This is a genomic window from Vogesella sp., from assembly GCF_046297735.1.
GTDB lineage: Bacteria > Pseudomonadota > Gammaproteobacteria > Burkholderiales > Chromobacteriaceae > Vogesella > Vogesella urethralis.
On record NZ_JBKBHK010000001.1, the window covers coordinates 369,580 to 382,254 of the forward strand.

General features: G+C 60.7%; 12 protein-coding genes and 1 tRNA gene. 6 read left to right on the forward strand and 7 right to left on the reverse strand.

What is annotated here, in order from left to right:
• Positions 1–61 precede the first annotated feature (61 nt).
• Positions 62–138, forward strand: a tRNA-Asp gene (locus ACK4FZ_RS01695).
• 274 nt (positions 139–412) lie between these two features.
• On the opposite strand, the gene ACK4FZ_RS01700 is transcribed toward ACK4FZ_RS01695, so the two are convergent.
• The 4 genes from ACK4FZ_RS01700 to pmbA all read right to left on the reverse strand — a co-directional run bounded on the left by ACK4FZ_RS01700 (position 413) and on the right by pmbA (position 4,196).
• Positions 413–901 carry a disulfide bond formation protein B gene (locus ACK4FZ_RS01700; protein WP_409818001.1) on the reverse strand — a complete coding sequence of 163 codons (489 nt, stop codon included), beginning with the start codon at positions 899–901 and terminating at the stop codon, positions 413–415.
• 119 nt (positions 902–1,020) lie between these two features.
• Positions 1,021–2,160 (reverse strand): patatin-like phospholipase family protein, encoded by a 1,140-nt coding sequence (locus ACK4FZ_RS01705; protein WP_409818002.1) that lies wholly within the window; start codon positions 2,158–2,160, stop codon positions 1,021–1,023.
• A gap of 69 nt (positions 2,161–2,229) precedes the next feature.
• Entirely contained in the window at positions 2,230–2,847 is a 618-nt protein-coding gene (locus ACK4FZ_RS01710) for a DNA-3-methyladenine glycosylase family protein (protein ID WP_409818003.1), read from the reverse strand.
• Positions 2,844–4,196 carry a metalloprotease PmbA gene (gene pmbA / locus ACK4FZ_RS01715; protein WP_409818004.1) on the reverse strand — a complete coding sequence of 451 codons (1,353 nt, stop codon included), beginning with the start codon at positions 4,194–4,196 and terminating at the stop codon, positions 2,844–2,846. The genes ACK4FZ_RS01710 and pmbA overlap by 4 nt, the downstream gene beginning before the upstream one ends.
• Before the next feature lie 106 nt (positions 4,197–4,302).
• On the opposite strand from pmbA, the gene yjgA reads away from it, so the two are divergent.
• Genes yjgA through trpC form a run of 4 tightly spaced genes read left to right on the forward strand, consistent with a single transcriptional unit; the run spans position 4,303 to position 7,209 of the window.
• Positions 4,303–4,866, forward strand: a complete 564-nt coding sequence (gene yjgA, locus ACK4FZ_RS01720; protein ID WP_409818005.1) for a ribosome biogenesis factor YjgA — start codon at positions 4,303–4,305, stop codon at positions 4,864–4,866.
• Complete coding sequence (gene mog, locus ACK4FZ_RS01725; protein WP_409818006.1) at positions 4,863–5,441, forward strand: molybdopterin adenylyltransferase; 579 nt, start codon at positions 4,863–4,865, stop codon at positions 5,439–5,441. Before yjgA ends, mog begins: the two co-directional genes overlap by 4 nt.
• A complete protein-coding gene (locus tag ACK4FZ_RS01730; protein WP_409818007.1) occupies positions 5,438–6,391 on the forward strand; it encodes a YheT family hydrolase in 954 nt (317 codons plus the stop codon). The genes mog and ACK4FZ_RS01730 overlap by 4 nt, the downstream gene beginning before the upstream one ends.
• Positions 6,392–6,417: 26 nt before the next feature.
• On the forward strand, positions 6,418–7,209 hold the full coding sequence (gene trpC, locus ACK4FZ_RS01735) for an indole-3-glycerol phosphate synthase TrpC (protein WP_409818008.1): 792 nt from the start codon (positions 6,418–6,420) through the stop codon (positions 7,207–7,209).
• A gap of 117 nt (positions 7,210–7,326) precedes the next feature.
• Here trpC and ACK4FZ_RS01740 read toward each other — a convergent pair whose 3' ends face one another.
• Complete coding sequence (locus tag ACK4FZ_RS01740; protein ID WP_409818009.1) at positions 7,327–8,238, reverse strand: lipase secretion chaperone; 912 nt, start codon at positions 8,236–8,238, stop codon at positions 7,327–7,329.
• 2 nt (positions 8,239–8,240) lie between these two features.
• Positions 8,241–9,206, reverse strand: coding sequence for a lipase family alpha/beta hydrolase (locus ACK4FZ_RS01745; RefSeq protein WP_409818010.1), 966 nt, complete (start codon positions 9,204–9,206; stop codon positions 8,241–8,243).
• A 422-nt stretch (positions 9,207–9,628) separates the two neighbouring features.
• Between ACK4FZ_RS01745 and ACK4FZ_RS01750 the strand changes: the two genes are divergently transcribed.
• On the forward strand, positions 9,629–11,143 hold the full coding sequence (locus ACK4FZ_RS01750; RefSeq protein ID WP_409818011.1) for a PilZ domain-containing protein: 1,515 nt from the start codon (positions 9,629–9,631) through the stop codon (positions 11,141–11,143).
• 291 nt (positions 11,144–11,434) lie between these two features.
• Here ACK4FZ_RS01750 and ACK4FZ_RS01755 read toward each other — a convergent pair whose 3' ends face one another.
• Complete coding sequence (locus tag ACK4FZ_RS01755; protein WP_409818012.1) at positions 11,435–12,637, reverse strand: acetyl-CoA C-acyltransferase; 1,203 nt, start codon at positions 12,635–12,637, stop codon at positions 11,435–11,437.
• Between the last annotated feature and the right edge of the window lie 38 nt (positions 12,638–12,675).

The window sequence follows — 12,675 nt, forward strand, 5'->3', positions numbered from 1 at the left end:
CTGCCTTACAAGCAGAATGTCGGCGGTTCGACTCCGTCAACGCCCACCAAGCTTTACGGTTGGAGCGGTAGTTCAGTTGGTTAGAATACCGGCCTGTCACGCCGGGGGTCGCGGGTTCGAGCCCCGTCCGCTCCGCCAAAAAAAATGCAAAGCCTCCTTCGGGGGGCTTTTTGCATTGCCCGCCCCTTCGCCAGCTTGCCTGTTTTTCAGCACTGCCCGCATCACCACCACAGGCACCCATGTCTTTACACATCCCGAACAGGCAATAGCAGCTGCGCCGCACACGCACTTCTTAGCCACAAAGCAAAACCCGCCTGCTTAACAGGCGGGTTTTGCATTTATCCGGAGGCAACACCAGGCTGGATCATCCACATCAACAGCCAGACTTCACCAGCACCGTGCTCAAGGCCGATTATGCTTTACGAAACGCATTCCACAGGGCAGTGGCGATAAGGGCAATAAACAGCAAGCCGGTCCAGAACGGCATCGATTGCCCCAGGAAAGTCCAGCCAAGCTCGGCGCACTCGCCGCTACCTTTGAACACGGTAGCCAACACCTGGCTCAGCGGCAGCGTCTCCAGCATGAAGTCCAGCCCCGGGCCGCAAGCCGGTACCTGATCTTTCGGTAGGTGTTGCAGGTAGACGTGCCAGGCAGACACCGCGCCACCCGCCAACGCCGCCAGCGCTACCAGCACGCCCGCGAGCTTGGCGGCCAACCTTTGCGGATTGAACACGGCAAACACGCCTGCCAGCACACCGGTGGCGATAATTCCTACTCGCTGGAAGATACACAGCGGGCACGGCTCCAAACCCAGCCCATGCTGGGCGTACAGGGCAAAGCCCATGGCTGCCGCGCAGGTGGCGGCGATGGCGGCAAAACCCTGCCGTCTGCTTAAATGCATTATTTCCCCTTTTCAAAACGGTGCCAGGCACCGGCTCTGTCTACGCCGCAACCCAAGCGACGCGCGCCGTGCTTACCGCACCAGCCGCGTCTCGATAGCAAAGCAACAGCAATAACAGACTAATGGTTTTGTAAAAAAATCAGAATTTCGTCACGACGCGCCATCGCATCCTTGTAACCCAGGTCGATCAGCTCTTTACCGTAGGCAGGATCAAATAGCAAATAGCTGGCCAGCACCGAACCGCGCTTGCGCATGGCACCGGCACCACGCATCAGGAAACGCATCGCTGGCGGAAAGCGCTGCACATGCTTGAAAGCGATGGCCTCCAGCGACACGCTGGGCGACATATTGAACACCTCTACCCGCTTCAGCATGGTGCGGCCGCTGCAACGCACCTGCTCGTCCAGCAGCGAGATAGTGTGATTGACGCGCGTCAGACGCTCCATATCGGCCGCCATACTGTCAAAAAAGATGCTGCTGAGCAAATGGCCGAAGATCATCGCCAGCGTTGGCCGGTCGCCGGCAAGACGCCGCTCCGGTTGCGGCTTGCGCTCGGTATTGAGGTTCACCACGAACAATTTCTCTGCCCCCAAGTGCAAGGCAGACGACAGCGGCGCCATCTGGCGAATGGCACCATCGCAGTAGAAGCGGCCGCTGATGGTAGCCGCAGGGAAAATCAACGGAATGGCCGAGGTGGCCATCAGGTGGTCAATGCCGATGCGTTCTCGCACACCGTGGCGCTGGTGGCGCTGCCACTCATCGATACAGTCTTCTCCCTCGAAAAAGGTTACTGACTGCCCGGTGGTATAGCAGGAGGCGGTCAGCGCCAGTGCCCGCAGCTGGCCAGCATCAATAGCCCGCGCCACGCCGTCGAAGCGCACCGCATCGGTCAGCAAGTCGCGCAGCGGGCTGTTATCGAGAAAACTGCTGGGATTATGAATGAGCTTGCCACCGGTCAGCACCGAGCCACCCCAGGCCAGAAAGGCGCGGGCAAAATACGGCCAGTCGGCGCGGTACACCTGCGCCACGTGCAGGTTTTTCCACATCTTGGCCAGAAAGGCCGTGGCCTGGCGAAAGTGCGTCGCCCCTGCTGCCAAGCCCACGGCGTTGATGGCACCTGCCGAGGTGCCGCTGATAATGGGAAACGGGTTGCCATGATCGCGCGGCAGCATGTGCGCCACCGCCATCAACACCCCCACCTGATAGGCGGCGCGGGCACCACCACCCGCCAGCACCAGCCCGATTGCCGGCTTGTCCATGTCTCGCTCCCTGTTTTGTTTTGAGTATGGAACACGAAACGGCGCTTCGTAGCGCGACATCGACGCCGGCTAGTACTGCACCTCTACCGGGTCCAGCATGCGCCACAGATACCAAGTAGCCACACTGCGCCACGGCCGGTAGCGCTCGCCCATCTGGCGGAATACTGCCAGCGCCGGGCGCGCATCCAGGCCATGGATCTGCACCAGGGCTTTTTGCAGGCCGACATCGTCTACCGGCCACACATCCGGCCGGCACAGATTAAAGATCAGATACATCTCGGCCGTCCAGCGGCCAATGCCTCGCACCGCCACCAGCTCGCGGATGACGGCCTCGTCGTCCAACGCATCGAACTGCGCCGGCTGGATGCGGCCATCCAGAAAGTGTTGCGCCAGGTCTTGCGCGTACTCTACTTTGCGCTGCGAAAAACCACAGGCACGCAAGGCGTCGGGCGCCACTGCCGCTACGGCGGCCGGGCGGGTGGTGTCCAGCAAGGCCGCCAGCCGGGCCCAGATGGCGTCTGCGGCGGCAATGGAGATCTGCTGCCCGACGATGGCGCGCAGCAGGGTCTCGAACGGTTCGCCACGGGTACGCAGCACGCTAGCCGGGTAGCGGGCCACCAGCTCGGCCATTGCCGGACACGTGGCGGCCAACTCGGCACACGCCTGCTGCCAGTAGGCTGGCGTCACGCCTCGCCCGCTACCGTCAGCGGCGACAGCAGCACCGAACCGATATGGCGGCTGCCGCGGGTATCCACGTCATCACCGATAGCGTCGATGCCTTGCAGCATGTCACGCAGGTTGCCGGCAATGGTCAGCTCTTCCACCGGGTAGGCGATCACACCGTTTTCCACCCAGAAGCCGCTGGCGCCACGCGAGTAATCACCGGTCACCAGGTTGATGCCCTGCCCCATCAGCTCGGTCACCAGCAAGCCGGTGCCCATGCGCGCCAGCAACGCCTGCAGGCCGCCAGCCAAGGTTGGCCGCACCAGCAGATTGTGCGGGCCACCAGCGTGACCGGTACTCTGCATGCCCAGCTTGCGCGCCGAGTAGCTGGCCAAGAAGTAACCCTGCAACACGCCCTTATCGATAAACTGGCGCGCGACGGTGGCCACGCCCTCGTCGTCGGCACAACCACTGGCCAGGCCACGCAGTACAAACGGGTCTTCGTACACGTCCAGCAACGGCGCGGCCACCTGCTTGCCCAAGCTATCCAGCAGGAAGCTGGACTTGCGGTACAGGCTGCCGCCGCTCACCGCCTGCACCAGGTGGCTGAGCAGGCTACCCGCTACCGGCGCCTCGAAAATCACCGGGTACTGCCCGGTCTTGACGCGGCGGGCATTCAGGCGGCGCACGGTGCGCTCGCCCGCCATGCGGCCAACCTCGGCCGCCGACAGCAGGTCGCCGGCGTGACGGGCGGTGGTGTACCAGTAATCGCGCTGCATGCTGTCGTCGCCGCTGGCCACCACCGCCGCCGACAGGCTGTGGCGCGAGGTGGTGAGGCTGCCGCTGTAGCCGTGGCTGTTGGCGTAGCAATGGCGGGTAGCGTGGGTGGCCACGGTGCCACCTTCGGAATTGGTAATGCGCGGGTCGGCGGCGCGGGCTGCGTCTTCGCATTCGCGCGCCAGGGCGATGGCGTCATCAACCGGCAGGTCCCACGGGTGGTACAAGTCCAGATCGCGACGCTGGCCGGCTTGCAGCAGCAAGGCCGGGTCCGCCAGGCCGGCGCAATCGTCACCCATGGTGTAGCGGGCAATATTGAGCGCCGCCGCGACGGTATCGGCCAGCGCCTGTTCGGAAAAATCGGAGGTACTGGCATGGCCCTTCTGCTGGCCCAGATACACCGTCAGCGACACACCCTTGTCGCGGTTGTACTCGATGGTTTCCACTTCGCCCAGGCGCACCGACACATTCTGGCCGCAGCCTTCGGACACATCCGCTTCGGCAGCGGTAGCACCACCGGCAGCCGCAAGTGCCAGCAAGCGCTCGGCAACGGCGGCGAGCTCGGTTTCGGAATAGGAAAAAATCTGCTCTGCCATAAGGTTGTTCTCGGGTTATTGGCACGATGGCAAGACACGGCAATCGGCCGTGACTGCGGGTTTTCCGGTATCATACCAGCTTGAAACCTTAATCAAGTCTTAGCGAATGTCGAACGTTTTCAACAATGGCAGCCACGACGGCATGCCACCCAGCAAATCCCAGCTCAAGCGCGATATGGACGCGCTGCAGAACATCGGTCGCGCCCTGACCGAGCTGCCGGCCGCCAAGCTGAAAAAGATGGCCCTGGACGAAGGCCTGCTGGCCGCCGTCCTCGACTATCAGCGCTTTACCGCTAACGGCGCCAAGCGTCGTCAGCTGCAATACATCGGCAAACTGATGCGTGACATCGATCCGGAACCGATCGAACAGCAATTGGCCGCCCTGCGCGGCGACAGCAGCGCCCACACCCGTTGGCTGCACCTAGTAGAACGCTGGCGCGAACGCCTGCTGGAAGACGACAAGAACGTACAGATCTTTATCGACGACTTCCCGTCCGCCGACGTGCAACAACTGCGCACCACCGTGCGCAACGCCCGTAAAGAGCGCGAAGAAAACAAGCCGCCGAAAGCCACCCGTCAGCTGTTCCAGATGATCAAGGAACTGATTCCGGAACAAGGCCGCCAGAAAAACGCCCCGGAAGACGATCACGACGAGGACGAGGAGGCATGACATTGAAAGTGGGGCTGGTTTCCATCTCGGACCGCGCCAGCCAAGGTATCTACGAAGACAAGGGGATTCCGGCGCTGGTGGACTGGCTGAGCCTGGCCATCCGCTCCCCTTTTGAAACGGTTACCCGCCTGATTCCCGACGAGCAAGCCGGCATTGAAGCCACGCTGCGCGAACTGGTGGACGAACAAGGCTGCCACCTGGTGCTGACCACCGGCGGCACCGGCCCCGCCCCGCGCGACGTGACACCGGAAGCCACGCGGGCCGTTGCCGACCGCGAGATGCCCGGCTTTGGCGAGCAGATGCGCCAGATCAGCCTGAAGTTTGTGCCCACCGCCATCCTGTCGCGCCAGGTTGGCGTCATCCGCAAGCAAAGCCTGATCCTGAACCTGCCCGGCCAGCCGAAAGCCATCCGCGAAACACTGGAAGGGCTGCGCGAAGACGGCGTCGTCACCGTACCCGGCATTTTTGCGGCGGTGCCCTACTGCCTCGACCTGATTGGCGGCCCCTACGTGGAAACCCGCGACGAAGTGGTCAAGGCGTTCCGCCCCAAGTCGGCCATCAAACCGCAAGCGTGAGCCACTACCAAGCGCCGCGCTGGCTGCGCGGCAGCCACGCGCAAACCATCTGGCCTGCGTTGCTGATCCGGCAAACAGCACCGGCGTACCGGCGCGAGCTGTGGCACACCCCAGACGGCGGCCAAATTGCCGTCGACCGCATCGACGGCCAGCCCGGCCAGCCGCTAGTGGTGCTGTTTCATGGCCTGGAAGGCAGCAGCCGCAGCCACTACGCCATCGCCCTGATGCACGAAGTGGCACGCCGTGGCTGGCACGGTGCGGTGCCGCATTTTCGCGGCTGTGGCGGCGTAGAAAACCGCCAGCCCCGCGCCTATCACGCCGGCGATGCCGCCGAGATTGCCTGGATATGCCACAGGTTGGCCGCAGAAAATACGCAGCTGTTTGCCGCAGGCGTCTCGCTAGGCGGCAATATGCTGCTGCGCTACCTAGGCGAACAGCCCGACAGCGCGCTGCCGTTGGCAGCAGCGGCGGTATCGGCACCGCTAGACCTGGCGGCAGCCAGTACCCGGCTGGACCGGGGGCTGGGCCGCGTGTTGTACACCCGCATGTTCATGAACACCCTGAAGCCGAAATCGCTACGCCAGCTGCACTACCACCCGCGTTTGTTCGACGCCAACGCCGTGCGCCGCGCGCGTACTTTCGGCGAGTTCGATAATCTGGTCACGGCGCCGCTGCACGGTTACCGTGACGTGCACGACTACTGGGCCCGCGCCAGCAGCAAGCCGCTGCTGCGGCGCATCATGCGGCCAACCCTGGTGCTGAACGCGATGAACGACCCGTTCTTGCCGCCGCACGCCCTGCCCGGCCCGCACGAGGTCAGCCCGGCCGTCACGCTGGAACAACCCGCAGAAGGCGGACACGTCGGTTTTGTCAGTGGCCCGTTTCCCGGCACACTGGCGTGGTTGCCGCAGCGTTTGCTAGCATTCTTCGAATCCCATCTGCGCCGCTAGGTGCACAGCAGAAAGTCCACACGCACATGTCCGACATCCTGAAAAAGATCTGCGCCACCAAGGTTGAAGAAGTGGCCGCCCGCCGCCCGCAACGCAGCCTGGCCAGCCTGCGCACCGCAGCCGAAGACCGCCACGGCGACCAGCGTGACTTCGTGGCCGCCATCCGCGCCAAGCACGCTGCCGGCCACGCCGCCGTGATTGCCGAAGCCAAAAAGGCCAGCCCCAGCAAAGGGGTGATCCGCGCCGACTTCCAGCCGGCCCAGATCGCCGCCAGCTACGAGCAGGCCGGCGCCGCCTGCCTGTCGGTACTGACCGACGCTCAGTACTTCCAGGGTCACGAAGACTACCTGCAAGCCGCCCGCGCCGCCTGCCAGCTGCCGGTGCTGCGCAAGGACTTCATGGTGGACGAGTACCAAATCCACGAGGCACGCGCCATCGGCGCCGACTGCATCCTGCTGATTGCTGCCTGCCTCGATCTGCCCCAAATGCGCGACTTCGAGGCGCTGGCGCACGAATACGGCATGGCGGTACTGGTAGAGGTACACGACGAGTACGAACTGCAAGCCGCGCTGCAGTTGCGCACACCGCTGGTGGGCGTCAACAACCGTAACCTGCGTACCTTCGAAGTGAGCCTGGACACCACGCTGCGCCTGCTGCCGGAGATCGGCAACGACCGCATCGCCGTTACCGAAAGCGGCATCATCAAACCGGCCGACGTACAGCTGATGCGCGAGCATGCGGTGCATACCTTCCTGGTGGGCGAAGCTTTCATGCGCCAGGACGACCCCGGCGCTGGCCTGCAACAGCTGTTTGCCTGAGCCCAGATTGCCTGTACCGCACCACCGGTACGGCAACATGATAAAAAAACCCCCGCTGCACGTAGCAGTGGGGGTTTTTCAATATCGGCACTGGCACCGATGGCACTGCAGCGAGGCTTATTGATAGGCGATAAGCCGCTTGCGCTCGTTTTCGCTGAACAGCTGTTGCTCCAGCGTCTGCAGCGCTTGCTGGCGCTGCAGCTCGGACAAACTGCTGTCCTTGCCCAGCTGCTCGCGCTGCTGCTGCCACTGCTGCAGCTTGCCCTGCCAAGCTGCAGCTTCCGCGTCTACGGCGGCCAAGCGCTGCGCTGCCTCGGCGCCTACCATGCTGGTACGCAAAGCCTGCAGCTGCTCAGGCGTACCACCTTGCTGGCGCAATTGCTGCTCGGCCTCGGCCAGCACCACATGCTGCGTGGCCTGCTGCCGTGCGGCACGCTGTTCCGGCGGCAGGTTTTGCTCCAACTCGGCCAGCAAACGCTGCTTTTCTGTGGCGCTGATATTCTGCCGGCGCTGAATATCCATGCGCTGCAGGATCAGTTCGTCCATCGCATCGGTCTGGGCAAACAGCTGGCGCACTTCCTGTGGGCTGAAATGACGCGCTCGCAACTGACGCAGCAACTGCAGCCGCTCACGCATCTGCAATACCACGTCAGCCGATACCGGGCGTACCTTACCTGCCGCGCCCAACTCGCCAAGATAGGCCAAGTAACGATGGAAGAAGTCCACCGCATCCTGCAATGGTTGGCCGCTCAGGCGTGCGGCCAACTGTCTTTCCACTTCCTGACGAATTTCCGGCAAAGTGCGCTCGCCTTGAGTGGCCAAGTAGTAATCAAACAGCGCCTTGAGCTGCAACACGTCCATCTTGCCGTCTGCCGCTGCAGCCGGCAGACCATCTACCGCCGTCTGCCGTAGCGAGGGGGCAAACACCCCCTCTTCCAAGGGCTGCGTGGCGGGGTGAGACTGCCACCAATAGGCTGCAGCCAATGCAGCCAGCAGCAATGGCAGCCATAGTTTGCCTTGCAGCCGCATGCTTACACTCCCAGATTACGTAAGCGGTTGGCATGCTGGCGGAACAGCGTGACCGGGCTGGTTTCCAGGATATTGCCCAGGCCGAAGAACATATTGGTCTCGTCCAGATGGTTGAAGCGGTAATTGTTGCGAATCACCTGCCCCAGATTGGACGAGCAGCTCGACACCAAGCCGTCGTTCGGTTCAGCGCCGAACACCAGGCCGGTGGCAGCCAGCAGCGGATCGCCCACGTCCAGCGGATTGGTATAGGGTTGCGCACCCGACCACGAGAAGTAATGGATACCATTAACCTGGTATGCCCCTTCGCCGCAAGCGGTAGTCGGCACCGCCTGAGGATGGCGACTATTGAATGCCAGCGTACCAGCTGTGGTCAGCGAATTGAGCGTGGCCAACTCGTCTTGTGACAGGCTGCTGCCGGTAGAGAACAAACGGATCAGGCTGGCAAATGCACCGCCCGCCGCCACGGCTACCGATTCGGCAACCGAGCCTGCGGGTAGTACGCCACGTAGCGCATCAGCTACTTTCGACCCTTTGTTGACACCACCCACACTGGTAACAGAAGCCACCAGGTCAGGGCGTACCGAAGCCACATAGCGCGACGTGGGTGAACCCATACTATGGCCAATCAAGTTTACCTTCTGCGCACCAGTCATCGCGACGATACGCTGCACTTGCTCCAGCAATTGCTCGCCGCGCTTTTCATAACTGTCGGCAGGCGACACCTGTGCGACGTATACCTGTGCGCCACTGCGCTGCAGCTCAGCCGGGATGCCATAGAAGTAATCCATACCCAGCAAGCTATCGAACCCCAGAACACCGTGTACCAGCACGATGGGGTATTTGGTCTTCGTGTAGGTAGCCTCACTATCAGCCGGGGGCTGGGTTCCCATGGCATAAACGTTTTGCAGGCTGCATACCATGAATGCAGCAGCTGCCAGCGCATGCTTTACAGTCTTGAGCTTGTTCATTCGTACTCCTCGTCGTGTTGGCACTGGTCTTTGCCAGCCTTGATCACCCCAAAATTAGAGTGAAGGCTCAATTTACACTGGCCCCGAACATAGCAGCACAAAACACCAAAATTTCAATAAATCAAAATCAAACGAATGTCTGTATTTCTCCACACAAGGACAATGGCAAAGGTTACCCGCCGATCATGACTATGCACTTTATATCAAGAAAATATAATCTTATTTGCATATTAAACAAATGATTAATGCAGTATCAGTCGTGGGCTGAAGGGAGTAGAATGTAGTCTGCGACCACAAGGTAAGACGTAGGTATAGAATACTGTCAAAGTAAGCTATGGATTACCTATCGATTTATGGTTTACGCTATATTTCAAGAACTTCACGACGATGCTTAGGCAAACCGAACAAGACACCCCTACCCAATGATCGATATCAAAGCCATCATCAGTGCCATTTCTGGCAGGAAAAAGAACTCCAGCGAGTCGACCGAGTCGGCAACCATGCTGGTGAAAAACCTGCCGAATGCCGAGTACTACACTGCGCTGGTTGAAATCATCAAGGCGGTAGCCAAAATCAACAAGGATGCCAATGTCACCCTAAAGGATCGCATCCATACCTTGTTGTACGTGGATACCCGCGCCGTCGACATGCACAAAAAGCTGTGCAAGGAATTCCTGATCGGCGCCTCGCGCTCCAAGTCCTTTCTTCCCAGCATCCTCGCCTACTGGACAGAGCTATCCAACGGTTACCAGCTGTGCCTGCGTCAGTTTCAAAGCAGCAAATCTTCGCAGCCAGACCCGCTGATCGAGCGGGTCGCCATCCGTGCCCTGCACCATCAGCTCAGCTTGATCAAATGGAGCGCGTTGCGCTACATCTCGGCAGATGGCAATACCTGGCAGCAAGCCTATCGGCTGTATACCTTTGCCGAACAATATGGCTTTCACAATAAAGCCATCACCATGTATGAAGAGCAAGCAGAGTCCACCACTGCCGAACAGTTGCTGATCCAGGCAGCCATGCTGCATTTGGCGCAAACCGACAATCTGCTGACTATCGAGATCGAGGCCATTCATCTGCTGCTGGCAAGGCTGTCGGAAGGCATCCGCTTACAGACGTCGGCCTCCAGCAGTGAATTCCAGTACGTTATTAATCTTGATCTGCCAGCGCCACCCCAGCTGCTGCGGCGAGGTACGCTGGGCAAAGGCTGTCGCTATTGGTCTGGCGACTTCGTGGTCAATCGCCTGGCCGACCTGATTCTGGATTTTGACCAAGGCATTCCCGAGGGCTTCCGCCAGGCGTTGCCAGCGATGGATACGCCCACTTGGCGCAATCTGCTACAAAAGCTGGCGGCCCGCTGGTCGCAGGACGGTGGCAAATCGATGCGGCAACACGAGCGTCTGAGCTATTCTGGCCACGCACGCGTGGAAATCGGCTTCGAGAAAATTGCGCACCATCTAAAAGTCAACCGCAACACCTTGCAGCTAGATGAAGCCAACGACGAGTGGCGGGTAAACGATGCCAGCGAGGCCGGCTTTGGCCTGACCTACCTTGGCCGCGCTGTCGAAAGCCTGATGATAGGCCGCACCATCTGGGTGTCGTCGCGCGACTACCCGGGACAACTATGCGTCATTCGCCGCGTACAACGGCTAGTAGAGGGTGGTACCCGTGTTGGCGTAGAGGTCCTGGGCAGCCTGCCGCTCCCTGTGACACTGAGCGAAACAGGCATCGACAGTGGCAGCAGCAGCGGGCTGTACATTACCCAAACCAATGCAAAAAAGGGGCAGCGTGTTTTTCTGATACCCAAGCGGCTAGCAGACAACGGTAAAGAGCTGACCTTTGCGGCCAACGGCAAGTCGTACCAGATCCGCGTACTGCAAAGCAGCGCAGTATTCGAAGACTGCCAGCAGGTAGAATTTGAAACACTGGAACGCCTGTAAACAACTCTACAGCTCACGCCAGAAAGCCGGCCACCCGAGGCCGGCTTTTACTTTTAGAACGGGCCTCTTGCCAAAAGGCGGACATGCAAACAGCAACCAACGCAATAGATGACAACACACCCCGCCAACGGCAAGCCGCAGCGAGAGGTTCACCACCATTGTCTTGTGCTTGACTGCACTACGCTCCAGACCCTGCCTATCACAGTGAGGTTTAGCGGCAATAAAAAAGGCCGACATGGCGTCGGCCTTTTTCAGGATAGTGCGGCCAACCAAGCGGTTGGTCGCAATGCTTTACAGCACCTCGATAATGCCGGCAGCACCCATACCGGTACCGATACACATGGTCACCATGCCGTGGCCCTGAATACCGGCATCGCGCATGCCATGAATCAGCGTGGCAGTACGGATGGCACCCGTCGCGCCCAGCGGGTGACCCAGCGCAATGGCGCCACCGTGCGGGTTAACGCGGGACATATCCAGCTCCAGATCACGCGCTACGGCCAGTGCCTGGGCGGCAAACGCCTCGTTCAGCTCGATCCATTTCAGGTCATCCTGCGACAGACCGGCCTGCTTCAGCGCAGCCGGAATGGCTTCTTTCGGGCCGATACCCATGATTTCCGGCGGTACACCTTTCACCGAGAAAGTAACGTAACGCGCCAGCGGGGTCAGGTTCAGCTCTTTCAGCACACGCTCGGATACCAAGATCACTGCACCCGCGCCATCGGACATCTGCGACGAGTTACCGGCAGTCACGCTACCCTTGGCATCGAATACGGTTTTCAGTTTGGCCAGGCCTTCCAGCGTGGTTTCGCGGCGCGGGCCTTCGTCGGTATCCAGCACGTGGGTCTTGCTGATCACTTCGCCGGTTTCCAGGTTCGGCGTACGGTAGGTCACTTCCAGCGGGGTGATTTCGTTCTTGAACTTGCCGCCATCGATGGCCGCCAGCGCACGACGGTGCGATTCCACCGCGAATGCGTCCTGATCTTCGCGGGAAATGCGCCACTGCTGCGCCACTTTTTCGGCGGTCAGGCCCATGCCGTAAGCAATGGCGTAGTTCTCGTCTTTGGCAAACACTTCGGGGTTCAGCGATACCTTGTTGCCCATCATAGGCACCATGGACATCGATTCGGAACCTGCCGCGATCACCACATCGGCCTCGCCCATACGGATACGGTCGGCCGCAATCTGCACGGCGTTAATGCCGGACGAGCAGTAACGGTTGATGGTGATACCGCCAACGGTATTGGGCAGACCTGCCAGCAGCACGCCGATACGTGCCATGTTCAGACCCTGCTCGGCTTCCGGGAAGGCACAACCCACCACGCAATCGGAAATCAGGTTCGGGTCGAGCGTCGGCACCTGCGCCAGCGCACCGCTGATCACATGAGCCAGCATGTCGTCGGGGCGCACGTGGCGCATCATGCCACGCGGTGCCTTGCCCACCGGGGTACGGGTGGCGGCGACGATGTAAGCTTCCTGTACTTGTTTGACCATTTTTTCAATCTCCTTCGAACTGGCCGGCTTGGCCCCTC